The sequence below is a fragment of the Endozoicomonas sp. ONNA1 genome (assembly GCF_024606325.1).
Classification (GTDB): domain Bacteria; phylum Pseudomonadota; class Gammaproteobacteria; order Pseudomonadales; family Endozoicomonadaceae; genus Endozoicomonas_A.
In genome coordinates, this window is the sequence record NZ_JAHHPN010000654.1 from 1 (window position 1) to 25687 (window position 25687).

19 protein-coding genes are annotated in these 25687 nt (G+C 48.3%); 10 read left to right on the forward strand and 9 right to left on the reverse strand.

What is annotated here, in order from left to right; all coding sequences use genetic code 11:
• The first annotated feature begins 652 nt into the window (after nucleotides 1–652).
• The gene (pnp, locus tag KDK19_RS15305) at nucleotides 653–2749 is read left to right on the forward strand and encodes a polyribonucleotide nucleotidyltransferase (RefSeq protein WP_257254623.1); all 2097 of its coding nucleotides are present in this window, start codon (nucleotides 653–655) and stop codon (nucleotides 2747–2749) included.
• Nucleotides 2750–2989: 240 nt separating this feature from the next.
• Nucleotides 2990–4510 carry a hypothetical protein gene (locus KDK19_RS15310; RefSeq protein WP_257254624.1) on the forward strand — a complete coding sequence of 507 codons (1521 nt, stop codon included), beginning with the start codon at nucleotides 2990–2992 and terminating at the stop codon, nucleotides 4508–4510.
• Nucleotides 4511–4547: 37 nt separating this feature from the next.
• Here the strand turns inward: KDK19_RS15310 and KDK19_RS15315 are convergent, their stop codons facing one another.
• From KDK19_RS15315 to KDK19_RS15335, 5 genes are all read right to left on the reverse strand, one after another.
• Nucleotides 4548–5933, reverse strand: a complete 1386-nt coding sequence (locus tag KDK19_RS15315) for a C2 family cysteine protease (RefSeq protein WP_257254625.1) — start codon at nucleotides 5931–5933, stop codon at nucleotides 4548–4550.
• A 131-nt stretch (nucleotides 5934–6064) separates the two neighbouring features.
• Nucleotides 6065–7456 (reverse strand): C2 family cysteine protease, encoded by a 1392-nt coding sequence (locus tag KDK19_RS15320; protein ID WP_257280668.1) that lies wholly within the window; start codon nucleotides 7454–7456, stop codon nucleotides 6065–6067.
• A gap of 266 nt (nucleotides 7457–7722) precedes the next feature.
• Complete coding sequence (gene rpoD, locus KDK19_RS15325; protein WP_257254899.1) at nucleotides 7723–9546, reverse strand: RNA polymerase sigma factor RpoD; 1824 nt, start codon at nucleotides 9544–9546, stop codon at nucleotides 7723–7725.
• 461 nt (nucleotides 9547–10007) lie between these two features.
• A complete protein-coding gene (gene dnaG / locus KDK19_RS15330; RefSeq protein ID WP_257254898.1) occupies nucleotides 10008–11957 on the reverse strand; it encodes a DNA primase in 1950 nt (649 codons plus the stop codon).
• A gap of 322 nt (nucleotides 11958–12279) precedes the next feature.
• Nucleotides 12280–12846: a hypothetical protein gene (locus KDK19_RS15335; RefSeq protein WP_257292294.1), complete on the reverse strand. Its 567-nt coding sequence runs from the start codon at nucleotides 12844–12846 to the stop codon at nucleotides 12280–12282.
• Nucleotides 12847–13007: 161 nt separating this feature from the next.
• Here KDK19_RS15335 and KDK19_RS15340 point away from each other — a divergent pair, with 161 nt between their 5' ends.
• A complete protein-coding gene (locus KDK19_RS15340) occupies nucleotides 13008–13166 on the forward strand; it encodes a hypothetical protein (RefSeq protein ID WP_257280669.1) in 159 nt (52 codons plus the stop codon).
• Here the strand turns inward: KDK19_RS15340 and KDK19_RS24445 are convergent.
• The 3 genes from KDK19_RS24445 to rpsU form a co-directional block, all read right to left on the reverse strand.
• Entirely contained in the window at nucleotides 13120–13518 is a 399-nt protein-coding gene (locus KDK19_RS24445) for a GatB/YqeY domain-containing protein (RefSeq protein ID WP_368736469.1), read from the reverse strand. The genes KDK19_RS15340 and KDK19_RS24445 overlap by 47 nt on opposite strands.
• A complete protein-coding gene (locus tag KDK19_RS15345) occupies nucleotides 13494–13616 on the reverse strand; it encodes a hypothetical protein (RefSeq protein WP_257288280.1) in 123 nt (40 codons plus the stop codon). The genes KDK19_RS24445 and KDK19_RS15345 overlap by 25 nt, the downstream gene beginning before the upstream one ends.
• A gap of 86 nt (nucleotides 13617–13702) precedes the next feature.
• Nucleotides 13703–13918 carry a 30S ribosomal protein S21 gene (gene rpsU / locus KDK19_RS15350; RefSeq protein WP_034839300.1) on the reverse strand — a complete coding sequence of 72 codons (216 nt, stop codon included), beginning with the start codon at nucleotides 13916–13918 and terminating at the stop codon, nucleotides 13703–13705.
• A gap of 664 nt (nucleotides 13919–14582) precedes the next feature.
• Here rpsU and tsaD point away from each other — a divergent pair.
• The 3 genes from tsaD to KDK19_RS15365 are packed head-to-tail and all read left to right on the forward strand — an operon-like array spanning nucleotide 14583 to nucleotide 16490.
• Nucleotides 14583–15638 (forward strand): tRNA (adenosine(37)-N6)-threonylcarbamoyltransferase complex transferase subunit TsaD, encoded by a 1056-nt coding sequence (gene tsaD, locus KDK19_RS15355; RefSeq protein WP_257280671.1) that lies wholly within the window; start codon nucleotides 14583–14585, stop codon nucleotides 15636–15638.
• On the forward strand, nucleotides 15631–15996 hold the full coding sequence (folB, locus tag KDK19_RS15360; protein WP_257254894.1) for a dihydroneopterin aldolase: 366 nt from the start codon (nucleotides 15631–15633) through the stop codon (nucleotides 15994–15996). The genes tsaD and folB overlap by 8 nt, the downstream gene beginning before the upstream one ends.
• Entirely contained in the window at nucleotides 15993–16490 is a 498-nt protein-coding gene (locus KDK19_RS15365) for a 2-amino-4-hydroxy-6-hydroxymethyldihydropteridine diphosphokinase (protein ID WP_257254893.1), read from the forward strand. The genes folB and KDK19_RS15365 overlap by 4 nt, the downstream gene beginning before the upstream one ends.
• Nucleotides 16491–16519: 29 nt before the next feature.
• Here the strand turns inward: KDK19_RS15365 and KDK19_RS15370 are convergent, their stop codons facing one another.
• The gene (locus KDK19_RS15370; RefSeq protein WP_257254892.1) at nucleotides 16520–17653 is read right to left on the reverse strand and encodes a hypothetical protein; all 1134 of its coding nucleotides are present in this window, start codon (nucleotides 17651–17653) and stop codon (nucleotides 16520–16522) included.
• A 146-nt stretch (nucleotides 17654–17799) separates the two neighbouring features.
• Between KDK19_RS15370 and KDK19_RS15375 the strand changes: the two genes are divergently transcribed.
• The 4 genes from KDK19_RS15375 to KDK19_RS15390 all read left to right on the forward strand — a co-directional run bounded on the left by KDK19_RS15375 (nucleotide 17800) and on the right by KDK19_RS15390 (nucleotide 25673).
• On the forward strand, nucleotides 17800–19680 hold the full coding sequence (locus KDK19_RS15375; RefSeq protein WP_257292295.1) for a hypothetical protein: 1881 nt from the start codon (nucleotides 17800–17802) through the stop codon (nucleotides 19678–19680).
• A gap of 98 nt (nucleotides 19681–19778) precedes the next feature.
• Nucleotides 19779–21647: a hypothetical protein gene (locus tag KDK19_RS15380; protein WP_257288282.1), complete on the forward strand. Its 1869-nt coding sequence runs from the start codon at nucleotides 19779–19781 to the stop codon at nucleotides 21645–21647.
• A 372-nt stretch (nucleotides 21648–22019) separates the two neighbouring features.
• Complete coding sequence (locus KDK19_RS15385; RefSeq protein ID WP_257280674.1) at nucleotides 22020–23612, forward strand: hypothetical protein; 1593 nt, start codon at nucleotides 22020–22022, stop codon at nucleotides 23610–23612.
• Between the two features lie 99 nt (nucleotides 23613–23711).
• Entirely contained in the window at nucleotides 23712–25673 is a 1962-nt protein-coding gene (locus tag KDK19_RS15390; protein WP_257292296.1) for a hypothetical protein, read from the forward strand.
• Nucleotides 25674–25687: the final 14 nt, after the last annotated feature.

Sequence of the window (25687 nt, forward strand, 5' to 3'; positions counted from 1 at the left end):
CAGCAAATTGGTCTGAAAATCCGCTTTTGTTCGTCAAATAGCTCGCTATTCTCCTTACAAAACCGAATTTTCATCCCCAATTTTTCCGTCCTCGCTACGGGCTAGCCCAGGCGGGCAATATTCTCGGTCAGCCTCCCAGACGTAGTAGCATGCTTTGAGTTGAAATTTTGTGTTCAACTCAGGGTTAGACAGAAGTGGATTAAACAGCTTCGAACGAATTGCAGCTTCGAAGCCAGTTAATGTGTTTCTGTGTAGTCAAAGCACCGCCGGCTTCCATTGTGAGGCAGGCGGTGTTTTGCTTTGTCGGTCATAAGAAAAATCAGCCTGTTGCAGAAGAGCAGCAAGGTATTGCAGTCAGGCTGTGAAATCTTTACTGCAATACAGTGTATAATAAAGTTTTAGCTTTTCTTGTGGTTAAAAGAACCATAAAGACGACATTGTTTTTAAGGTTTTAAAGAGCGGGATCTCCGCTCTCTTAAGTATCTTGTTAGGTACTTATTTGTCAGCACCCTGGTTGTCAGTAGAGGGTGCAATTCCAAGTCTGTCTGGGTAGGCAGGGTCTTTAGGTTATCCAGAGGGTTTTGAATTGCATCTGTCACACCACTATGACCGGGTACTGTATTCGTTTGTTCACACTTAATAGGAAAACGTTGTGAATCCGGTAATTAAAACATTTCAGTTCGGTGACCAGACCATCACTCTGGAAACCGGTCGTGTTGCTCGTCAGGCTTCGGGTGCTGTCCTGGCCAAGATGGGCGATATTGCTATTCTGGCAACTGTTGTCGGAGCCCGACAGGCGAATGAAGGTCAGGATTTCTTCCCGCTCTCCGTTCACTATCAAGAAAAAACATACGCTGCCGGTAAAATTCCGGGTGGCTTCCTGAAGCGCGAATCCCGTCCAAGTGAGAAAGAAACTCTGACTTCTCGTTTGATCGACCGTCCTATTCGTCCTCTGTTCCCTAAAGGTTTCATGAACGAAGTACAGGTTGTCTGTACAGTCATGTCCACTGATAAGAAGAATGATCCGGACATTCTGGCCATGGTAGCGACCTCTGCAGCCCTGGCTGTTTCCGGTATTCCTTTCGATGGTCCGATCGGTGCTGCCCGTGTTGGTTTCAACGAAGAGAAAGGTTATCTGCTAAACCCAAGCTATGAAGAACTAAAGACTTCCGAGTTGGACATGGTGGTAGCGGGTACTAACGACGCTGTTCTGATGGTTGAATCTGAAGCTCAGGAACTGACAGAAGACGAGATGCTGGGAGCGGTTCTGTTTGCCCACCAGGAATACCAGACCGTCATCCAGGCCGTTAAGGAGCTGGCTGCAGAGGCTGGCAAGGCTCGCTGGGAGTGGGAAGCGCCAGCTGAGAACATCCAGTTGAAAGAAAAAGTAGCGGCTTTCGAAGGTAAGATGCGTGAAGCTTACCAGATCACCATCAAACAAGATCGTACTGCCGCCGTTAAAACACTGCGTCAGGAAGTGATGGAAGCGATCGCTGAAGACAGTGCGTTCGACGCTTCTGATGTTGAAAAGGCTTTCGGCAAGCTGGAGAAAAATGTTGTACGTGGCAACATTATCAACGGCATGCCTCGTATAGATGGTCGTGACACCAAGACGGTTCGTAACATTGGTGTTGAGATCGGTGTTCTGCAGAAGACTCACGGTTCTTCCCTGTTCACTCGTGGCGAAACTCAGGCTATTGTTACCGCGACACTGGGTACGTCCCGTGACGCTCAGATCGTTGATAATCTGGAAGGGGAAGTCAAAGACCCATTCATGCTGCACTACAACTTTCCATCCTACTCTGTGGGCGAGTGTGGTCGCATGGGGGCGCCTGGACGTCGTGAAATTGGTCACGGTCGTCTGGCTCGTCGTGGTGTTCAGGCGGTTCTGCCGAGTCAGGATGAGTTCCCATACACCATCCGAGTTGTTTCCGAGATCACTGAATCCAACGGCTCCAGCTCTATGGCTTCTGTCTGTGGTTCTTCCCTGGCTCTGATGGATGCAGGTGTTCCTCTGAAAGCGCCAGTTGCCGGTATCGCCATGGGTCTGGTTAAAGAAGGTGATCAGTTCGCTGTTCTGACCGACATACTGGGTGATGAAGACCACCTGGGTGACATGGACTTTAAAGTAGCTGGTACCTCTGAAGGCATCACAGCCCTGCAGATGGATATCAAGATTGCTGGTATTACAGAAGAGATCATGGAGATAGCCCTGGAACAGGCTATGCAGGCTCGCCTGCACATCCTCGGTGAGATGAACAAGGTCATCAGTACTGCCCGTTCAGAATTGAACCCCAATGCGCCTATGACCATGTCTCTGAAAATTGATCCGGACAAGATTCGTGATGTGATCGGTAAGGGCGGTTCTACTATCCGCAGTATCTGCGATAAAACCGGTGCGTCTGTTGATATCGACGACAGTGGTATGGTTCAGATCTTTGCCGAGAACAGTGAAAAAGCCAAAGCTGCCTACGACATGGTTTACGGCATTACTGCTGAAGCCGAGATTGGTAAAATCTATACCGGTGAAGTTACCCGTATTCTGGACTTTGGTGCATTTGTCAGCGTACTGCCTGGTAAAGACGGCCTTGTGCATATCTCTCAAATCGCCAATGAGCGTGTTGAGAATGTGACTGACTACCTGAAAGTTGGTCAGACAGTTGACGTTGTTGTGCTGGATATAGACTCTCGTGGTCGTATAAAACTGAGCATGAAAGAAGTTGAGCGTGCAAGAGAACAGCAAAGCTGATCTTAAACGCGAGGCTTTCTAAAAAAACAGGAGTCAGTGGCTCCTGTTTTGCTATCTCCATACCACACAGCTAAATTCTTGAACCCGCATACTCTGAGCCAGATTTCATAAGAATAAGTTTTTATAAGTCATTTATATTCTATTTATCATTGAAATCAACACTATACTTACCCCCTTATCGAGTGTTACGAACAGGTTTTTAACCTGATTTTGCCGTAACTATGGTCGAGGAGCTTGGGCATGAGACAAGTTTTAGGGGCTCTGAGCGCGCTGATCTTATCCATCGCTTTGACTCACTACGGAATTGCTTTTGCCAGTGAGCAACGGCACGGAGGGCCCACGGACTCACATTCAAAGCAATCAAAAAATAAAACGCTTCTTCCGCTCGTTTTGGGAACGATGTCTCCGTCGGGCGAGTCAAAAGCTGAGAAAAGAAATTCTGTGGATTCCTCATCAAGTCAAGGTGGTGTTATCAACAGCACCAGTCCGCTATTGCAGGCCACAGAGGTTCCTGAGCCGTCTCAGAAAGCGATGCACGATCAGTACAACCTGATTCCTTTTGATGTCAGTGAGGATAACTACGCTGACGCTAAGAGAAAGCTGACGTATCTTTGGGCAAGGGCAACTTTTCTTGATGACCCCTCATTGCGCCCTAATCATGGCACTAATGAAGGCGGTCTCCAGCCAGAGCCAGCTCTATTTCCATTAAACACTGGCTATAATCCGGCTTATCCCTACGGGTCATCAAGACAATATTGTATTTCCCCACTGCCAGAGCCTTTAGCCAAAGAGTCCCGCTGTAATGATGACCAACTGACCGGATTCTGTCGAGTCAAGTTTATGCAGAATGGTAGGGCCAGCACCCTGGTTGGTATGCTGGCCAATACACCCGATAATGTCAGCGGATGTCTTTTATCGAGTCGTGAAACAGGTCTTTTCCCGGACTCTTTGGGGGATGAAAATCTACTGCCCAGAGACATTCTGGTCACTGACAAAAAATATTATCAGATCAATGTTACTTACGACAGCGTCACCTACCGATTTCGGAAAAGGATCAAGCATCCGGCACCCTTTGCATCGACAGTGCTGTTGTCTGGAAGTCTGCGTCATGAAACTTTGTGTAAAAGTGATTCCAGCCCCGGAACCCAATGGTACAGCGATGGGGGTCATAGAAGCGGTTATGGATGCTCAGGCCTGACAGCTGAGGCTAATCCAGCAGGCAGTATGTCCCATTTTATCCCTGTGCGACAGAAAGCCCGTCCAGCCACGCGGTCTCCCGTTATATGGCAAACAGTGACATCAGAAGAGGGTCTCAAAGGAGTGGCCAATCTTGAGGCTTACACATACTTTTGCTCCCCCATAGAGCCTTACGAAGCGTTTATCTTGGGATCATTGGCAGGGGAGGGACCTGATAAGTATTGTAGATACATAGGTACCAGTGGAAAAAGTGGCTACGTCGCTACTAATCAGGATGGCACTATTGGTTCTTACCTGAGACCTGTGATTGGTGGTTATATTCGCTGGCAGGCTTTTGAGGGTGATCTGCCAGAAAAGGCTATTATTGCCGGTTACAGCTATTCAAACTCTGGCAAAAAAATAATCAAAGTGCCGCAATATTTTTGTCGTTTTAAGAATAACGGTTACGAAACCTACGGCAAGTATTTTGGGAAGGACAAGGTCTGTAAAGCGTCATTTGCAACGCCCTGCGGAGACTCTCACGCTTTAGTTGATTCAAAGGACTTTGAAATTCTGGTCAGGTAATGACGGGCGAGTCAAAAGGGTTGTGTTGGTGTGGGAGTCAATTGTTGTTATTCAGGCATTGGTATGGCCCGTCCTGACTCATTTGCATGAGATTAAACGTGCTAATGAACTGCTCTACGCTCATTTCGATGATGCCGGTATTGGCAGGGCTTCTTTCAGAAGTAGACTTGGGTTTTCCAATAGAGGTTATTTTCTTGTCCATGTCAATCACCCCCAGATTAGCTTGATTAAGCAGGTAATTTATTTGAGGCTCCGTCATGGTATAACTGACTCCGTAGCCAGATCGGCCGCGTTTGTTCGTCATGACTTCAAATATTGCGTTATCTCTTATGGAAAGATGCTGTTTATGTCTAATAATGGTAATGATATTTTCAACCGCAGCAGACTTACCTTGAGGGTCGCGAATATAAACAATATCTTTTTCTTTGTCATAACCAATCAGGCTATAGGCGTGCTTGGTTTTGATTCCTGAAAATGGCCTTAGCCCCAAGCGGGCTGAATAGGATGGGTTGATAGAAACAGTTGCTACTTTTTCATTATCAATAAAAGAGTTGAGTCGTTCCCTCAGTCGCTCTTGAGTCAGTGATTGCGGGTTGATGAGGTTGTTATGCGACCCCATTAGAATAGGGAAAGCATCTGTTTCATAGACTCCCTTCAGTTCCGAATATAGATGATATTTGTATTGTGCCTTGTAATCATGTCGTCTTCTATTAATGAAGCGTTTCGACTGTTGAGCGTATGCGGCTTCCAGCATAGCCAGCCAGAGACCACCATCCCGTGTTTTAGCAAAGTATGGGTGGTGCTCAATCTCTCTGAATTGAATCAGGATGCCCGTAGTAATGCCTTGAAAAAGAATACCAAATGTCTGCTCATCAATGGTATAGAAGTAATTGAATATCAACCTTTTTCCGGTTTCAGAACTGGCTATTGAGGCCAGCGAAGCGATCAGAGTGCAATCTGGAAAACGCTTCTGCAGGAGGTTATCCGGAGTGATGCTGGTCAGACCGTGAGGGAAAAGTCGTCTATAGGGGTAGACATACAGTTGCTCCGAATGTTGTGCCAACCAGGCATCCCAAAAGGTGTTGTCTTGCTCGTGGTGATACTTTGCAACTCGCCCCGAAAGTTCGGCCAGCTCAATGCTATTCCTGCTTAATGAGGCGGTGACAGGATTTTGCCATGACTCGAAATTAACAAGGTAAAGCCTGATGGTTTGGTAAAGCTCTTTGTTCAGATATGGAGCATGGTAGCCCTTAATCAGCTCATCGTAGGAGAGTAGGCCATCAGAGTCTTCATCAAGGGCGTCCGCCAGCTCTGGAAAGTAGCGATATGCTGACGAGTAGCCGGGTGAAAGTTCCCCACTAAAAACCTGGAGAGAAAAAAAGAGCAGACAGGCCATTAATAAAGTGCGTAATCGATCTATCAAATTGACCCCTGTAAAAATCAGCTTGCTATTGTGTAATGCTTTCTGGTCTGATCAAGATTTTCGGCAAGGCTAATTAACCATTAGATAACAGCAGGTCCAAAGAATAGTTCATATCCAACTGGCCCGCTTGGTTATTGTTTATTTGGGCATTGGTACGGTTCGCACTGGCTAATCTGCATGAAATTAAACGTATTAATGAACTGTTCCAGGGTCATTTCAATGATGCCGGTACTGGCAGCACTTCTCTCAGAAATAGGCATGAATCCCAGAATATTGGAAGGGATTATCCCATTGGCTACGCTGTCCATCATATCCGGCACAGTTTGATTAAGGAAGTTGTTCAATCGAGGCTTCGTCAGTCCGTAAGATAATCCGCTTTCAGGAAGGCCGGGATAGTTGAGTATGACTTCAAATATTTCGCTATCTTTTGAGGAAAGAGGCTGAATGTGTCGATTAATGGTATAGATATTTGTAACCGCATCAGACTCGCCATGAGGGTCACGGATATAAACAATATCTTTTTCTTTGTCATAGCCAATCAGGCTATAGGCATGCAGGGTTTTGATTCCTGCAAACGGCCTTAACTCCAAGTGAATTGAAACTGATGGGTTAATAGAAACAGTCGCTGCTTTTTCATTATCAACAAAAGAGTTGAGTTGCTCCCTCAATCGTTCCTGAGTTTGAAGTTGCGGGTTGATGTAATAGGAGTCTGAACTCATTAGTACAGCTAAAGCATGCTGCTCATATAACCCGCTCAGTTCTGAGTATTGACCGTATTTGCGTTGTGCCCACTCATCTTGTCGACGACTATTAATGAACCTTTTCGAAAGATGTGCGTAAGCGGCTTCCAATACAGCCAGCCAGATACCGCCATCGCGTGTTTTGGCAAAGTCTGAGTGATGCATTACTTCCCTGAATTGAATAAACACGCCAGTACGAATGCCGCGAAAAGCAATGCGTAATTCCTGTTCATCAACCGGCGTATGAAAGTAATTGAATATCAGTCTTTTTCCGGTTTCAGAGCTGGCAATTGAAGCCAGCGAGGCAATCAGAACACAATCTGGAAAATGCCCCTGCAGGAGATTGTCTGGAGTAATACTGGTCAGACCGTGGGGAAAAAGTCTTCTATAAGTGTCGGCAAATGGTTGCCGCTCGGGTTTTGCAAGCCAGGCATCCCAGAAACTATTGTCCTGTTCATAGTGATACTTTGCGACTTGCCCCGACAGTTCAGCCAGTTCAATGCTCTCCCTGCTTAATGAAGCGGTGACGGGGTTTTGCCATGACTCGAAATTAACAAGGTACAGCCTGATGGTTTGGTAAAGGTCTTTGTTCAGATACGGAGCATGGTAGCCCTCAATTAACTCATCGTAGGAGAGCAGGCCATCAAAGTCTTTATCAAGTGCACCTGCCAGCTCTGGGAAGTGGCGGTATGCCGCCGGGTAGCCGGGTGAGAATTCCCCACCAATAACCTGTGCAGAAAAAAAGAGCAGGCTGGTCAGTAACAGAGCTTGTAATCGATCCATAACGTTTTACCTCCCTGAAAAGAACCTTGTTGGTATTACGCAGAAGCCTCTGGTGTGGGCCGAGGTTGCGCGCGACCTGTTAAACATTAGATGGCAGGAGGCAGCTAAGAGTTCATATATAGGTCAGTGAAATGGACACCCTTGTTAGCAGAGCGACCAACGATAGGCGGTTTACTTTAATCAGATGATGATGGGTAGACATAAAAAAACCGCACTCTCAAAGCTGAGAAGTGCGGTTTTTTCTGGCACTTGAGGGCAGGAAGATATTACTCGTCCAGGAAGCTTCTCAGGTGATCCGAGCGCGTTGGGTGACGCAGTTTTCTCAGAGCTTTGGCTTCGATCTGACGGATACGTTCACGGGTAACGTCGAACTGCTTGCCCACCTCTTCCAGAGTGTGGTCTGTGTTCATGTCGATACCAAAGCGCATGCGCAGAACCTTCGCTTCACGAGCTGTCAGGCCAGACAGCACGTTGCGGGTAGATTCTTTCAGACCTGTACCGGTAGCACGATCGATAGGGGACTGAATCGTCGCGTCTTCGATAAAGTCACCCAGATGGGAATCTTCATCGTCACCGATCGGTGTCTCCATGGAGATAGGCTCTTTGGAGATTTTCAGTACCTTGCGGATCTTGTCTTCTGGCATTTCCATCCGAACAGCCAGTTCCTCGGGAGTGGGCTCACGGCCCATCTCCTGTAGCATCTGTCTGGAAATACGGTTCAACTTATTGATGGTCTCAATCATGTGAACCGGAATACGGATTGTTCTGGCCTGGTCCGCAATGGAGCGGGTAATAGCCTGACGAATCCACCAGGTAGCATAGGTCGAGAACTTGTATCCGCGACGGTATTCGAATTTGTCTACCGCTTTCATCAGGCCGATGTTGCCTTCCTGAATCAGATCGAGGAATTGCAGGCCACGGTTGGTGTATTTCTTGGCGATGGAAATAACCAGACGCAGGTTAGCCTCAACCATTTCTTTCTTGGCGCGACGGGCACGGGCTTCGCCCAGAGACATTCTGCGATTGATGTCCTTGATTTGGACCAGCGTGCAGCCGAACTCCTTTTCAATGGTGATCAGCTTTTTCTGAGCACGAACAATTTCATCCCTGTAATGGTTAATGGCTTTAGCATAGTCAGCGCTGCCGGAAGTAATGTCATCAATCCATTGCAGACTGGTTTCGTTGCCCGGGAAAGTGCTCAGGAAAATCTTGCGAGGCATTTTCGCGCGGCGAACGCAGTATTGCATAATCGCACGCTCATTGCCCCGAATAGTGTCCAGAGTATTTCTGATGCGAAAAACCAGCATGTCAAAAATACGGGGCACCAGTTTCAGGGGCATGAAGGCCAGAGTCAGCTCATCCATTGCAGCTTTGGCTTCTTGTGAGCCAAAGTCATGCTTTTCGAGAGTGCTTAGAACCTTCTCATGGCCTGCGCGAAGGAGATCAAAGCGCTCCTTGGCTTCTTCCGGGTCGAGGCCGCCAGCGTCTTCATCTTCATCTTCATCAGAGTCACCATCGTCGAAGTCTTCTCCGATGTTCTCGACAGAGGGGGCAGGAGGGGCGACAGGTTCTTCGGAATCTGGATCGATATAGCCACTGATCAGATCGGTCAGGCGGCCTTCTTCTTCTATAATCCGATCGTATTCGTCCAGAACAATCTGAACGGAACCAGGAAATTTGGCCAGAGCTGACATGACTTCACGCAGCCCTTCTTCAATGCGTTTGGCGATCTGGATTTCGCCTTCGCGAGTCAGCAGCTCGACCGTGCCCATTTCACGCATGTACATGCGTACAGGGTCAGTGGTTCGACCTGCTTCCTGTTCAACAGCTGCAAGAGCTGCTGCTGCTTCTTCGGCAGCAGCCTCATCGGTATCGGCTTCTGACAACAACAGGGTATCGGCGTCCGGCGCTGTTTCGTAGACGGTAATACCCATGTCATTGATCATGCGAATGATATCTTCAACCTGATCAGGGTCGGAGATGTCTTCAGGAAGATGGTCATTTACCTCAGCGTAAGTCAGGTATCCCTGTTCCTTACCGCGAGAGATAAGCTCTTTCAGTCGGGATTGTTGTTGCGAGTTAGCTGACATATCAACCCTTTAACAGCGAAAGTGGAGTGCCGGACGAAAAAAACGTAAGCAGGCAATTATAGCTCATAAAACATGAGGTTTTCCACAATAATGTGTAAAAGAGTACACTTTCGTGGATCTGCACGATGTTCAGTGGACGGGGCACCGGAAAAACGGTCCATGAAAAACAACACATGGTGAGGATCCCCTTCCTTGGCTTTTTTACCGTGAAAGCACCCTCTCACAACAGGTGAGTCAGTTAGATGCTTTGTTCGCTCATTGCTGTTTCAGACCGGATTCAGAATCAGGTGTGTGGTTAATAACGGCTTCCCACATGGCACAGTGAAGTCCAAGTATATACCTAAAAATACGTGCGTCGCCATAAATAAAGCGATAAAAAGCAATTTACAATTTGTTTACAACAAGGGCTGAAAAAAAGGCGTTTGTCGTTGACTGCTCGGTTTTTTGAGGTTGTCAGAAGGCTATTTTTTGGTGTTGGTGGTTGTGGGTTTGATACCGAGTTTTTTCTTTTGCTTTTCGAGAAGAGCTTCCAGAATGCTACGTTGTGCCGAGTCTATCTGACCTGGCTTCTTCTGTGAAAAAGTCTGTTTCAGAGAGAGTGTCGTCTGTTTGTGCTCAAGCTCCCGGACCGTATCCCTGATTCGCTCTATCGCTTCGTGGAATTCCTGGTCGTTAGGTTGGTGTCCAAGCTCCAATGATGCAATTTCCTGAAGTCGGATGCCGTGTTGGGTGCCGTGCCATTGTGCAATCAGGGCGATAGTTGGGAGTTTAGGTTGTTCCTGAAGCGTTTTGATCAGGGCAATGAGTAGTTGTGTATCAGGATGCTCATCGCCTTCCAGCTCACTGATTGATTTCACATCGGCCGCTAGTTCAGGGTTACAGAGCAGGTGGCGGATGGCATAAAGGGATCGACCTACTTTTAATGGGGCAGGAACGGGTGGTTCGTACTTTTCCTTAAAATCTTTTTTAAAGGGTTTGCGCTCGAAAGTGTGCATCTGAGGTTGATAACTTTGGACGGCCTCAGGCTCATAATGTGTTTCCGGATAATAGTCGGCTTCAGCAGGTATAGGGTGGTTGTCGTATGCAGAGTCGGCGGCAGGCTCGGGTTCATTCTTTTCATTTAAGTAGCTTGCCAGGGTGTCAGTATTCAAACCGGTGATTTCTGAAAGCTTCTGCATCATCATCTGTTTGAACAAACTGTCGGGAATCTTGTGCAAGTGAGGTTGTGCATCGTTGGCCAGCCGTGAACGTCCGTCCATGGTATTAAGGTCAATACCGTCACTAAGCTCCCGGAACAGGAAGGTGTCGAGGCTGAGAGCTGTGGCTTTTATTCTTTCCAGAAAGGCATTGGCACCTTCCTGTCTGACCATGCTGTCAGGATCTTCTCCCTGGGGTAAAAACAGAAAGCGTGCCTGATTGCCGTCTTTCATATGAGGAAGTGTCGATTCAAGGGCGCGCCAGGCTGCTCGTCTGCCTGCACTATCGCCGTCAAAGCAGAATACGACTTCCGATACGGTTTTAAAAAGTCTCTGTATGTGATCCGGGGTCGTTGCAGTGCCCAGGGTGGCAACAGCATTGTTGATTCCCTGCTGAGCCAGAGCCACAACATCCATGTAGCCTTCCACGACAAGAATGCGTTCAAGGTGACGATTGTGTTTTTTGGCTTCGTAAAGTCCATACAACTCCCGTCCCTTATGGAAAATAGGGGATTCGGGAGAGTTGAGGTATTTGGGTTTGGCATCCCCCAATACCCGACCACCGAAAGCGATGATTCGTCCACGGGTGTCATGGATAGGGAACATGATTCGGTCGCGGAAGCGGTCATAACGGCTTTTGGTTTCTTCTTTTTCCACCAGCATGCCGGTCTTAACCAGCAGGTCTTCTTTCTCCTGATTCTCTGCCAGATGGTTTTGAAGGTTGTCCCAGCCCGGTGGGGCAAAGCCGATACCGAAACGTTGGCATGTTTGACCGTCCAGTCCTCTCTGTTTCAGGTAGTGGATCGCTCGTGGTGCATCAGAAGCCTGAATCAATTGTTCGTTGTAAAAAGCGTTAGCTTGGGTCATCAGTTCATACAGCGGGCTGTGATCCGGACCGCGTTTTTGACTGTGTTGTTCCCTGGGAACTTCCAGTCCGACCAGGCTGGCCAGGGAATCCACGGCTGTCGGAAAGTCCAGATGATCAAAATCCATGACAAAGCCCAGGGCGTTACCACTGGCACCACAGCCAAAGCAATAGTAAAACTGCTTGTCAGGGCTGACTGTGAATGAGGGGGTTTTCTCCTGATGGAAAGGGCAGCAGGCGGAGTAGTTTCTGCCAGTCTTCTTAAGCTTTACCCGGCTATCAACAATGTCTACGATGTCCAGGCGGTTCAGCAGGTCATCAATAAATGTCTGGGGGATGCGTCCGGCCATAAATGCTTATATATGCCTATAAGTGTGAGCGTCGGCCATTGAAGTAAACAGACCGGCACCTGAAACAGTGACTTGATCTTATCATCGTCACTGGGCGGTTGTCAGCGATTGTTGCCAGCGTTGATGACGGATTTGCTCAGAACGGGTCCGGTTAAGGATTTGCCTGAACGTTTCTGCAGTTTATTAGCTTGATCGAACGTATGAAAATTTTGTCTTGTGAACTTTGTATGCTTTTTTGACCGTACGATTGTACAAAAAAATACAGACGCTACTCCAGGTCGACCTCCTGAACGACCTCTTGCTCTAATTCTCTGCGGGGACACTAAAGCTCGTGCTCAAAGGGTCTGATTTTTTTTGTTACTGTACAGCTTTTAAAATTTCCCTTTATATGCTCAATCATACCAATGGAAAGAGTTTCGTCAGTTAAAGGCTGAATATTTAAATTGTAAAATGCTGTCAAAATATCCGTTGGCAAGTCTTTGTCCTCAAATTTTTTAGAATCTGTCAAGCCGGTTAATAACAGCATTTTTTTTGTGCTCACTCCATCTTTACGATTAATAGCATCTATATAAAACCACAACTTGTAATTCTGAAAATCAACCAACTTACCATTGGCTTTATCATAAATCACCAAAGAGTATTGGCCGTAAGAGCCTGAGCGATATTTTTCAAGTATGATGCCCTCCGATAAAGGTACGTAAAAATATTGATCATTTGAATATTCAAGATCGGATTGATAGGTAAATAATATACTGCAAAAATAGTTAGTAATATCCTGATGCCCTTGCCATTCTCCCATGAAAGATTCTTCAGAGGAAAAAGAAGTACAAGCAAAAAACAAAGATGATAGAACAGCGATTTTTGTAGAGATCATCGTATACAGGCTCATATTCGTGAATCATCAATCTATATTCCAGAAAAAAAGAACATAAACATTACGACTCTCACTGAAAGGTAAGAGGGCCTCTGAGTGAAACGCAGGCTGGTTTTGCCAGAGCCGAAAAAACGGTTTTGCCGCAAAAGGTAAAACGGAATAATCGGAGGCCAGCGATGAGTAAAGATAGCACCCTTTTTCACGGCTTGGGCACTCACAACTCAAAAATCACCGTCGCTTATATCGGTGAAGATCGACAGTGTACCGTTCAGGACTTTGGTAGCATTGCTACTCAGCGCCGCTCTGCACTGCGATGTTTATTGCATGCTCCGTAGACTGCAGAGCATGGCGTCCAGATGATTTTTCGCTAACCAAGCCGGTCCATCTGGTCGCTGGGTATATCGTGGCCTGCGGCAGAAGAAGTCCAATCATGCGCGTACTCCGGGCTCCGCTTTCGCGAATGGTTGCTGAGGCGAGTTGGCTGATTTCTTTGGTGCTGAGCCGAAAAGGCAGAAAGTCCGGAATAATGGACAGTTCCGGTTTTTCCTGATGAGCCCGATGGGGGTGCCCTGCAGACTCGAACTGGTTGCTGGCATCGCGGCGTTGCTTGGCCATCTTGTCGAGTGCTGCAAGGGCACGGATGTCGTCAATCGACTTTTCGTCTACTTCGACTCGCTTAAGCTCGATAAGAGCCGGGCAATGGTACCCAGGTGAACCCTGTCGCGATAGTGCATGATATCCTTCATTGCAGCAGTCAGTTGTTCCTTGGCCTGACATTCGCTCATGTTCTTACCTCAACACGTCACTTTCCCGAAAGAAAGTTTCGAGCAGAAATTTGGGGGTCGAAGCTATCAAAACCGGAAATCCGGTCTTAATACAGACGCTCGCGACGACGCTGTTCGCGCTGTAGTTTTTTCAAATGACGCTTGACAGCTGCTGCCGCCTTGCGCTTGCGAACGGAGGTAGGCTTTTCGTAGTGTTCACGACGACGTACTTCAGCCAGTACACCAGCCTTTTCGCAAGAGCGCTTGAAACGGCGCAGCGCTACATCAAACGGTTCATTTTCTTTAACTTTAACAGCAGGCATGCAGAGATCACCTTCCTATAAAAATAGTGAGTACATTAATAAAGGTTTGCAGCCCGGCATCACAACATTTGCTATTGGCACCACCTACTCTCCTTCAGAAAACTTTGCCTTTTAATCCCGGACCAAGGCTGGCCGGGCAAGGATTTATTCCCTGATCTGGCGGTTTTCATAATAAATGAGTCACGCCAGATAAAGAGTAACCGGTTGAGCATTCACACTTTTTCCCGGAGATCAGCAGGGCTGATTCCCTGAAGGGCCGTGCGAAGAAGCTAATTCCGACCCGCAAAACAAGTCTGAAAAAATGTCCAGACTAGCCGCGTATTTTTAAGGGTGGGAATTCTATAGACTATTTTCAATAAATGCAAAAACCCGACCTGCTTTCATCCCTTGAAGAGTCTCCGGGGTTGCTGTGCCTGGCATTTCCCGCAAAGGCTGCTTTGCAGTATCATCCCAGACCCTGCTGCAGGAAGTGGGCAGTGACGTTGTATGTTGGTTTTTATTATCCGGGTTGTTGTTATTTATGCTGACTTTGATGGACTGGAAACCTGTCCGGGTGAAGGTAATCCACAGGATCTTTGAGTATATCTGACAGGCCGATGTTCACCGATCGTGGCATTGCTATAGCGGAAACAGCTTTTGATGAAAACAGTAGTGGGTTTTAAAGATGATAGTGCTGGGGATTGAAACATCCTGCGATGAATCAGGCATTGCCCTTTATGACAGTAAGAAAGGGTTGCTGGCAGATGCTCTATACAGCCAGATTGGAATGCATACCGAGTACGGTGGTGTTGTGCCTGAACTGGCCTCCAGAGATCATATCCAGAGGGTTCTTCCTCTGATTAATCAGGTGCTGGAAAAAGCCGTCATCACACGCAAGCAGATTGATGCCGTGGCCTACACTAAAGGTCCGGGCCTGATCGGTGCCCTGATGGTGGGAGCCTGTATAGGTCGTTCCATGGCTTGGGCACTGGGTGTTCCTTCCGTGGGTGTCCATCATATGGAAGGGCATTTGCTGGCTCCCATGCTGGAAGAAAACCCGCCTGAGTTCCCTTTTCTTGCCTTACTGGTGTCAGGTGGTCATACCCAATTGGTACGGGTTGATGGTATTGGTCAATATCAGCTGCTGGGCGAGTCTATAGATGATGCCGCCGGCGAGGCTTTTGACAAAGTGGCAGCTATGCTGGATTTGGGGTATCCCGGTGGTCCCAGGGTTTCTAATCTTGCGCAGAAGGGCGCCGAAGGACGCTTCCGTTTCCCCCGGCCGATGTGCGATCGCCCCGGACTGGACTTCAGCTTCAGTGGTTTGAAAACCTTTACGCTCAATACTGTGGCTGCCTGCAAAAAAGAACGTGAGCTGACCGAGCAGGATCGAGCGGACATTGCCTGGGCATTCGAAGATGCCGTGGTCGATACTCTGGCATTCAAATGCCGTCGGGCTCTGAGACAGACCGGTTTGAAACAGCTGGTGATTGCCGGTGGTGTGAGTGCCAATCGCAGGTTGAGAAATCAGCTTGAAACCATGGCAGTAAAAGAAGGCGGAAGCCTTCGTTACGCCAGGGCTGAGTTTTGTACAGACAATGGCGCAATGATCGCCTACGCCGGTTGCCAGCGTCTGCTTGCTGGTCAGACGGAGCTTCTTGAAGTGGCCCCAATGCCACGCTGGAATATGGAAACACTGGAAGCCGTTAACTTGAAGTCAGAGGGCAGTAACAATGGATAAGGTTCGTATCGAACAGCTGGAAACCCGTGCTGTGATTGGTGTTTACGAATTTGAGCACGAAGCACCTCAGCCTCTGATGATCGATTTAGAACTGGAAACTGACTTTTCCCGGGCATTTCGTTCTGACGACCTGGACGATGCCCTGGATTACGATGCTATCAGTCAAGCTGTCAGAGCCTTTTGCGAAACGTCCCGATACGCTTTGCTGGAAGCTCTGGCGGGCGGGATCATTCAGTTGATTCAGGCGAATTTCAATGTTGGCCGGGTCGGTGTACTGATCCGCAAACCGCAGGCATTGAGAGGTGCTTTAGCCTCCGTGTGGTGCGAACGAACCAGGGAAGAGATGCGCCAGCCATGACACTTTTTTACATTGGGATAGGCTCCAATGATGAGGCCGAGAAAAACTGTTGGCAGATGATTCAGGCCCTTCGCCAGCAGTTTGGTACGCTATTGGTCAGCAGCCTCATTCAAACGTCTGCCGAGGGTAACGCGATGACAAAGGAGAAAGTAGCTGATTATTATAATGCTGTCGTCTGTTTTGAGAGCGAAGCGTCATCGACCCTGATTAACAGCTGGTGCAAGCAGATAGAAGACCGGTTAGGGCGAGTCAGAGGCAGCCTCAAATGCCGGGCTGATCTCGATATTCTTCAGGTGGTTGAGGATGTCCGCGAAGTGAAGGTCAGCGCCATCGAGGAAGTTTACTATCGGCCCTTGCTAAAACAGTTATGGAATTTTCAAAGGGGCAGGCCAATCAGTGTTTTTACCGGTGCTATTAATCTGGCGTTTGAAAAAGGCGTTAAGCTTGGCAATCAGCCTTGCCTATTGCCTGAGCTTGAATTCGAAGCTGTCTGATCATCAGCCCCTTGAGGGGCTCAAGGATTCTAACGATCCAATTGTTTCTGCATTTGTAACACTCTCGTTTTTCTTAGTTCTTCACCCACCGCCTTGCCCTTAAAGCCCCGGGCAACAATCTCTTTGGCATTGATCGAAAGGCAGAGAGTGAGCAAGGATTTTATCCTGTTCTGGTCGCTTTCGGAGAGTGTCCTTTCTTGAGTTTCGGCAATGCAGCTGCTGGCTCTCAGAAAGGCTTCGAAGCGTTCTGTCCGCCTGAATGCATCGGTGTTTTCAAACAGAGTCATCCACTGTTCTGCTGTTTTGTCTTCAGCGTGCTCGATTAAATAAGCACTATGCCGAAAAGTCAGGCTGGCGAGTTCTGCAAACTGGGAAGGTGTTTTCAGTCGTTTAACCAGTGCAGTAAGTAAATCTCCGGAGAGTTCTTTTTCGGGCGCAAAGGTGACTGCAAATCGTACGTCACAGGACGTTTGTTGAGTGGCTGCTGTCCGAAGTGCTCTTATGCCAGTCGAATTCTCTCTCAGGTGAGGAACCCATTCCGGCATGACTACATTCATGGCATGGCAGTTCGAGAGTACTTCAAAAAAGATTTCAGGGGCGGGCTCGGACAGGGCGCGCGTGGTTTCCTGCCAGACTCGCTCGGGAACCAGATAGGAGGCTTCACCTCTTTTTACCATAGAGGTCATCAAGTCAAGAGTCTCGGGGGCCACCCTGAACCCCAGATGATGGAACCGGGCAGCAAATCGTGCTACACGCAGAATGCGCAGGGGGTCTTCCTGGAAGGCCGGGGACACATGGCGAAGCAGCTTGTGTTCCAGGTCTTTTCGGCCGCCATAGGGGTCATAGATATGGCCATGATCATCCTGGGCCATGGCATTAATGGTCAGGTCTCTGCGGATCAGGTCTTCTTCCAGTGTGACGTCGGGGGCTGTATGAAAAACAAAGCCGCTGTAACCGTGACCCGACTTTCTTTCGGTTCGGGCCAGTGCATATTCTTCTTTGCTGTCAGGATGAAGGAAGACCGGGAAGTCCTGGCCAACAGGGTGAAAGCCCTTATTGGTCATTTGCTCAGGGCTGCTGCCAACCACGACCCAGTCGTGATCTTTGACCGGAAGATTCAGTAACTTGTCTCGGACGGCACCGCCGACCAGAAAAATTTTCATGTCACCTCTGTCTGTATCGCTGAGTAAAATATCTTAACTGCTCGGATGCTGTTGTAGAAATCTCTTTTATCAGGTGTTCTATCCTTCCCTTCTGTAAACCGAAAAGCAAGGATAGAATTATTAAACACTCACTCCTTATGGCACTGATGTTGCCGCTACTGTCGTTGCCTGTTGTTTGTCAGGCCAAACCGTTGACAAAGCGCTTTATTGTCGAGCTTCAGCAGGATGCAGGTTTTCCAAACCAGAACTTTTTTATAGCGTGTGACCAGCATAAATTGACGCACAGCCCGTTAATCATTGCTAATACAAACGGGTATTCAGGATCAGACGTGCTGTTTGATAACAAACGACATAGAGCTAACAGTTACGGGATAAAAACGAGCTTTATTGAGTCGATATTCTGGCAATGGCATTACGCCACTCACCTGCTGGTTGGTTACAAACTGATCCTGACCACCAAAGGCGCAGCTCTACGTTCCAAGCCTTATTCACGGCTACCGGTAGAGGTGGTCATTACTGTCGTTTGGCTTATAAAAAGCTATTGGAGCCCAGATTCAACGCTGTTTCACCCGATTGAACAAGAGACAGCATCTATTTTGGCTCATGGGGGGCACCCGTTTGCAATCACCACTATGATGCCTGGCGCTGGACATGACCAACAACAGGGCCAGCGGTCAGAATCATCTGACCAGCAAGCCATAAAGACCAACAATCACCTTAGAGGCTATTTCACGGGTCTTCTGTATTCGGACTCTGGCGACGGTAATGGAGGCCCTGAACAACAATCACATAATCTGGGTTTAAATTGTTTTGTCCATCCCTGTCATGGCGTTTGTGAGTTGCGACCATCATCCAACTTATCCGATAGCGGAGTGCTGAATTCCGTGGAAAGTTCGACAGGACACAAAGAAGCAATACCCGAACAAAGCTCATGCTCCCGTTTGGCCAAAAGACATGGCTACCATTGCAACTCTGAAGGCGGAATCGCCATAGACGGGGTCGCCTCAGACTTAATAGGTGCTGGTGCAACCGATACAATTGACTCTGTAAAGCTTGCAACCTGCTGCCTGACTTTGGTACGGAAGGAGAGTCAGCAGCGAACATGCGCGACAGTCTTTAGGTATGCTAATGCCCAGTCGTCTCATAAACGTAAATACCACAGCGGGGAAAAAATTTGTGACGTGGCTGTGGTTGGGGAAGATGGTCAGAAGAGGCCTTGCGGAAAGGTCTGCAAGCATGCTCAAGGCTTGTCGGATCACAGAAGAAAAGCACACACCGGACCACAAATCTGCGCCGTGACCGTGATTGGGGAAGACGGTCAGCAGCGGCCATGCAGGAAGATCTACATCAGTGCCAAAGCTCTGTCGGATCACAAAACAAGAGAGCACACCAGGCAACAAACCTGTGACGTAACTGTAGTAGGGGAGGATAGCCAGCCAAGGCCGTGCGGGAAGCTCTGCAGAAGTTCCCAAGCTTTGTCATCTCACAAAAGCAGAGTCCACACCGGGGAAAAAACCTGTGAGGTGACCGTGATCGGCGGGGATGGCAAGAAGCGGCAATGTGGAATGGTCTGCAAAACTGCTCAGGCCCTGTCGAATCACAAAGGCAGAATCCACACCGGAAAACAAATCTGTGACGTTACCGTAGTCGGGGGGAATGGCAATGGGCAACCATGTGGAAAGGCCTGCAAGAATGCTTTAGCTCTGTCATCTCACAAAAGCAACTTCCACTCAGGGGAAAAAAAGTGTGACTTGACCGTGGTTGATAAGGATGGCCAGCAGCGGCTATGCGGAAAGGTTTGCAAGAATGCTCAAGCCCTTTCAGATCACAAAAGAAGAAGCCACATCGGGCAAAAAAACTGCGACATGACATTGGTCGGGCTGGATGGGCATCAACACCCATGTGGGAAAGTCTGCAAGAGTGCGAAAGCCCTGTCCGAGCACAAAAGAATGCATCGAAAACGCAAGCCTGTTGATCTGAACCAGGATAATGGCCTCAGTTCTAAAGGAGGTAAAGTGAATGAATAACTGACACCCGTCCTTTTATGAGGTGATCTATCCTTCCTCTTTGTAAATTAGAATGCAAGGATAGAATTATTAAACATTCACTCTCTGCGGCACCACTGTTGCTTCTTTTATTCCTGTCTGTCACCTGTCAGGCCGAATCGCTGACACGACCCTTTATTGTCGAGCTTGAGCAGAATGTAGTTTTTCCAAACCAGAGGTTTTCTACAAAACCTGACTTGCATACATTGCCGGGCGACCTGCCAGGCATTACCGATACAGACGGCTACGCACGATTAACTTTGCTGCCTGAAGAAAAACGACATAGAGCTGATAGTTATGGAATAAAAACGACCATCATTGAAACGATTTCGTGGCAATGGCTTTACTTCACCCATTTACTGGTTGCTTACGAACTGATCCTGTCCACCAAAGATGCCTCTATAAGCGCCATCCCTTATTCGTGGCTACCCATAGAAGTGGTTGTCATCGTCGGTTGGCTTTTTAAAAACTATAGGAATCCTAATTCACCGTCGCATAGTCTGATTGAACAACAGGCGGGTCAGCATTACCCTTTTGCGGCCACCACTGCGATGTTTGACTCCGGACATGGCCAGCCACAATATCCACCATCAGAATCATCTAACCGGCAAGCCCCAAAAACAACCACTCACCTTGCAGGCTATTTCACAGGCCTTCTGCATTCGGTCTCTGGTGACGGTAACGAAGGCCCTGAACAACACTCACATACTCTGGGTTTCAATTGTTTCGTCCATCCTTGTCGTGGCGTTTGTGAATTGCGACCATCATTCGACTCATCCGATAGCGGAGCGCTGAATTCCGTAGAAAGTTCGACAGGATGTACAAAGGTAACATCCGAAAAAAGCTCATGCCCCTCCATGGCTGATAGATATTGCTGTCGTCGCAACCCTGTGGACGGAGTCGTCTCAGACGGGGACGCCTCAGGCTCAAAAGGTGCTGCTGTAGCCGATACAATGAATCCTGCCAAGCGGGCGAACTGCAACCTGACAGTGGTGGCGAAGGAATGTCAGCAGCGAACATGCAGGAGCGTTTATAAGAATGCTGCTTCCCTGTCGACTCATAAAAGTAAATACCATAGTGGGGGAAAAATCTGTGACGTGGCCGTGGTCGGAGAAGATCACCAGCAGCGGCTCTGTGGGAAGATATTCAAGCATGCACAAGGCCTATGGGAGCACAAAAGAAAAGCACATACCGGACTACAAACCTGTACCGTGACTGTGATCGGGGAAGATGGTCAGCAGCGGCCCTGCAGCAGGATCTATATGAATTCCCATGCCCTGTCGGATCACAAAAAAAGAGAGCACAGCAGTCAAAAAACCTGTGACCTGACTGTGGTCGGCGAGGATGGCCAACAGAGGCCATGCGGGACGGTCTTCAAGAATGCTCCATCTTTGTCATCTCACAAAAGCAGATACCATACCGGGCACAAAACCTGTGAAATGACAGTAGTGGGAGAGGATGGTCAGCAACGGCCATGCGGAATGGCCTGCGAAAATTCTCGCAATCTGGTGGAACACAAAAGAAGTGTCCACAGCGGGCAACAGACCTGCGTCGTGAACATGGTCGGAGAAGATGGTCAGCTATGGCCATGCGGAAAGGTCTGCAAGAATCTACAAGCGCTGTCATCTCACAAAAGCAACTACCACTCAGGGCAAAAAATGTGTGACCTGGTCGTGGTTGATAAGGATCGACAACAGCGGCGATGCGCAAAGGTCTGCAGGAATGCTCAAGCTCTGCGGGATCACAAAAGCAGATACCACAGTGGGAAAAAAACCTGCGACGTAACATTGGTTGGGACGGATGGGCTCAAGTACCGATGCGGGGTAGTCTGCCAGAACGCCAAAGCCTTGTCGAACCATAAAGGAAGGCATCGAAAACGCAGGGCTGTTGATCAGGACCAGAACAGTGACCTCAGTCCCCGATCTGAGACCCATCCTTTCATGAGATGATCTATCCTTTCTCTCTGTATATTAGAATGCAAGGATAGAATTATTAAACGTTCATACTTTGCGGTATCGCTCTTTCTGCTACAGTCGTTATCTGTCGTTTGTCAGGCTCAACTGTTTGGTAGCCGTTTTGTTGTTGACTTTGACTATAATACAGTTTCTCCAAACCGGTATTTTTCTACCAAGCTCAACCGGCATACATTAACAGACAACCTGTCAGAAATTTCCGAAAAAGAGGGCCATCTGGGGTCAACTTCATCGCCTGACTCTACCCCTTATTCATGGCTACTTGCAGAATTGGTTGTCACTGTCGGTTGGCTTTTAAAATGTTATTGGAACCCTGATTCACCGCTGTTTAACCCGGTGGAAGTACAGTTGACTCAAGACCAAACGTCTGCGATCATCACCATGATGCATGGCTCCGGACATGGCCAAAAACAATACCCGCCTTCAGAACCATCCGGTCTGCAAGCCCCAGAGACAATGAGCCACTACAGAGGCTCTTTCACTAGTCTTCAGAATACTGACTACGGCCATGGTGGCGGTGATGGAGGCCCTCAACAACACCTGCATACTTTGGGTCTGAATTGTTTCGTCCATCCTTGTCGTGGCGTTTGTCAGTTCGGACCATTATTTGATAGCAGAAGTGCCGCTGAGTTCCACTTGGCAGAGCCCTATGCAACGATCCACACTCCAGAGGCGAGGGCAGAAGTATCCGTTGCTCAATTGGGAGCAACACCCGAACAAAACTCATGCCCGCATTTGGCGAATAGACAGTGTCCTGGTTGCTTAGGTACTTCTGATACTGTAGAGGCTAAACATTCCGAAGAAGAATCAATTTTCGGAATACTAATTGATACTTCTGATGGAAACGGAGTGGCCTCAGACTTAATCGATTATACAACTGATGCTATCGGCTTACTCAATGATGATGAACTAATGCTCAGGGGTTTGCTTTCCACTGTTAATGATTTTGAGTTCATTACTGAGTCACTTAGTCTGTTGGATCAGAGTCAAACGCATCTTTCCCGGAAAGATACATTACAAGCTCTGCCAGTACCCGAGAATATTATATTCGGAGCTAAAAAATGCCAACAAGAACTGTTGGATGACCAAGCAAATATCCACAGCGAGCAGCCAACCTATGACGAGAAAGTGGTCGGGGAGGATCGCCAGACGCAACCACGCAGGAAGATCTCCAAGAATGCTAAAGCTCTCTCGAATAAAAAAAGAGCAGACCACAGCAGCCAACAAATTTGTGACGTGATGGTAGTTGAAGGCGGACACCAGCGGCCATGTGGAACAGTTTATAAGAATGCTCTGACCCTGTCGGATCACAAAAGAAGAAAACACAGTGGACCACAAACTTGTGACGTGACCGTGATCGGGAAGGATGGCCAGCGATCATGTGGAAAAATCTGCAAGAATGCTCTTGCTCTGTCGGTTCACAAGAGCAAGTACCACTGTGAGCAAAAAATCTGTGGCGAGACAGTAGTCGGGGACGATGGCCTGCAGCAGTTATGCGGAAAGGTTTGCAGGAATACTCAAGTTCTGGCAGATCACAAAAGAAGAGACCACACCGGACCACAAACCTGTCAAGTGGTTAAGGTCGGGGAAGATGGTCAACAACGGCCATGCGGAAAGGTCTTTAGCAATGCCATAACCTTGTGTTATCACCGTAGAAAATCCCATGGCAAGCAACGAATCTGTGTCAAGGCAGTGGTCGGGGAGGGTGGTCAGCAGCGACCATGCGGGAAGATCTTCAAGAATGATCAGGCCCTGTCAAATCACAAAATGTGGTATCACACCGGGCAACAAGCCTGTGACGAGGCCGTGGTCGGGGAGGATGGTCAGCAGCGACCATGCGGGAGGGTCTGTAAAAATGCTAAAGCCCTATCCAACCATAAAAGACAACATCAAAAACGCAAACCTGTTGATGTGCACCAGAACAATGACCTCAGTCTTTGATCCGACAACCCTCCTTTCATGAGGTGATCTATCCTTCTTCTCTTTAAATTAGTATGCAAGAATCGAATTATTAAACACTCATACTCTGCAGCACTGCTGTTGCTGCTATTGTCGCTGTCTGTCATCTCTATGGCTGAACCATTGAAAGAAGGCTGTATTGTCGAGCATAAACAGAAAGCAGTTTTTCCAAACCTGGGCTTCTCTATAAAGTGTGTACTGCGTGCATTGTCGTGTACTTTGTCATTCATTGTTGACAGAAACGGCTGCACAGGAACAGATTTTCTGCTTAATGACAAACGACACAGACCAGTCGGTTACGAACTAAAAACGATCATCATTGAATCGATTCTATGGCACTGGCTATACACCACTCCCCTGCTGGTTGTTTGTGAACTGATCCTAACCACCAAAGATGCCTCTATTCGCTTTACCTCTCGTTCATGCCTGCCTTTAGAAGCGATTTTCGCTGTTGGTTGGTTTTTAAAAAGTTATTGGGATCTTGGTTCACCGCTATTTAGCCCGATTGAACAACAGGCGAGTCAGGGTCATTCGTTTGCGATCATCTCTATGGTGCCTGGCTCCGGAGATAACTCGCAACAATACCCTCCATCAGAATCATCAGGCCAGCAAGTTCCGGCAGTCGCCAGCGCCCCTGTAGGTTTTTTCACCCGTCTTCTGTATTCTGAGTCTGGTGACAATAACAGAAACCCTCATCAAAACTCACACACTTTAGGTTTAAATTGTTTCGCCCATCCCTGTTATGGGGTTTGTCAATTCCGGTCATCAGAAGCAACACCCGGACAAAGTGCAGGGCTCGCCTACAACACTGGCCCCACCAGACGTACCTGTAGTGATGTGCCATTGCCCGGGAATTTGCCTGTCACCCCTGACGACCTGATTATCATCAGTGGGCTACTCAGTCTAAGTAGTCAGGGTCTTCCAGAAGAAAACAGGATTTCCTTTGCGTTTACCCGTTTTACACACTCAATGAAGACTTTACCTTCAGGTTGTCTTGCTTCCGGAGGGGGAGCCCATTGCCAACAGGCCCTGTTGAATCACAAAAGAAAAGACCACACCGGGCAGAGGATCTGCGACCTGGCCCTGGTCGATGAGGATGGCCAGCAGAAGCCATGCGGGGAAGTTTGCAAAAATACTAAAGCTCTGGCGTATCATAAAAGAAGGCTTCACAGCGGGCACAAAACCTGTGACGTGACCGTGATCGATGAGGACGAACAGCCGCGGCCATGCGCAAAAGTCTGCAAGAATGCGCTAGTTCTGTCAGTTCACAAAAGCAAAGATCATAGCGGGCCAAAAACCTGTGACGTGATCGTGGTCGGGGAGGATGGCCAGCAGCAGCCATGCGGGGTAGTTTGCGAATGTGCCAAAATTCTCGTGGATCACAAAAGAGTAGCCCACAGCGGGCAACAAACCTGTGACGTGATCGTGATGGGAGAGGGTGGCCAGCAATGGGCATGCGGGAAGGTCTGCAAGAATGCCAGAGACCTATCGGTTCACAAAAGCAGATACCACACCGGAAAAAAAATCTGTGACGAAACATGGGTAGGGGGGGATGGCCAACCCCGGCCATGTGGAAAGCTCTGTGAGAATGCTCGAAGACTGACGAATCACAAAAGAAGAGAGCACAGCGGGCCAAAAAACTGTGACATAAAAGTGGTCGGAGAGGATGACCAGTTACGGCCATGCGGTGCTGTCTGCAAGAATGTTCAGGCTCTGTCGTGTCACAAAAGCAAAGTCCACACCGGACAAAAAATCTGTGACGTGACCGTGGTTGAGGAGGATGGCAAGCCACGGTTATGTGGGAGAGTCTGCAGGCACGCTCAGGCACTGTCGGATCACAAAAGAAGCGCCCACGGCGAGCGAAAAACCTGTGACGTAAGCGTGGTCGGAGAGGATGGCCAACAGCGGCTATGTGGCCTGGTCTGTAAGAATTCCAGATCCCTGACAAAGCACAAGAGAAAACACTTAAAACGCAAGCTTGTTGATTCGGCTCAGAACGATGACCTCGGTCCCGGATCTGACACCCATCCTCTCATAAGGTGATCTATCCTTCCTTT

Bases quoted from the DNA above. Each gene is read 5' to 3' on its own strand.
- KDK19_RS15310 (WP_257254624.1), top strand. From the start codon at position 2,990: ATGAGACAAGTTTTAGGGGCTCTGAGCGCGCTGATCTTATCCATCGCT.
- KDK19_RS15320 (WP_257280668.1), bottom strand. From the start codon at position 7,456: ATGGATCGATTACAAGCTCTGTTACTGACCAGCCTGCTCTTTTTTTCT.
- rpoD (WP_257254899.1), bottom strand. From the start codon at position 9,546: ATGTCAGCTAACTCGCAACAACAATCCCGACTGAAAGAGCTTATCTCT.
- dnaG (WP_257254898.1), bottom strand. From the start codon at position 11,957: ATGGCCGGACGCATCCCCCAGACATTTATTGATGACCTGCTGAACCGC.
- KDK19_RS15335 (WP_257292294.1), bottom strand. From the start codon at position 12,846: ATGAGCCTGTATACGATGATCTCTACAAAAATCGCTGTTCTATCATCT.
- KDK19_RS15340 (WP_257280669.1), top strand. From the start codon at position 13,008: ATGAGTAAAGATAGCACCCTTTTTCACGGCTTGGGCACTCACAACTCA.
- KDK19_RS15345 (WP_257288280.1), bottom strand. From the start codon at position 13,616: ATGAGCGAATGTCAGGCCAAGGAACAACTGACTGCTGCAATGAAGGAT.
- rpsU (WP_034839300.1), bottom strand. From the start codon at position 13,918: ATGCCTGCTGTTAAAGTTAAAGAAAATGAACCGTTTGATGTAGCGCTG.
- tsaD (WP_257280671.1), top strand. From the start codon at position 14,583: ATGATAGTGCTGGGGATTGAAACATCCTGCGATGAATCAGGCATTGCC.
- folB (WP_257254894.1), top strand. From the start codon at position 15,631: ATGGATAAGGTTCGTATCGAACAGCTGGAAACCCGTGCTGTGATTGGT.
- KDK19_RS15365 (WP_257254893.1), top strand. From the start codon at position 15,993: ATGACACTTTTTTACATTGGGATAGGCTCCAATGATGAGGCCGAGAAA.
- KDK19_RS15370 (WP_257254892.1), bottom strand. From the start codon at position 17,653: ATGAAAATTTTTCTGGTCGGCGGTGCCGTCCGAGACAAGTTACTGAAT.
- KDK19_RS15375 (WP_257292295.1), top strand. From the start codon at position 17,800: ATGTTGCCGCTACTGTCGTTGCCTGTTGTTTGTCAGGCCAAACCGTTG.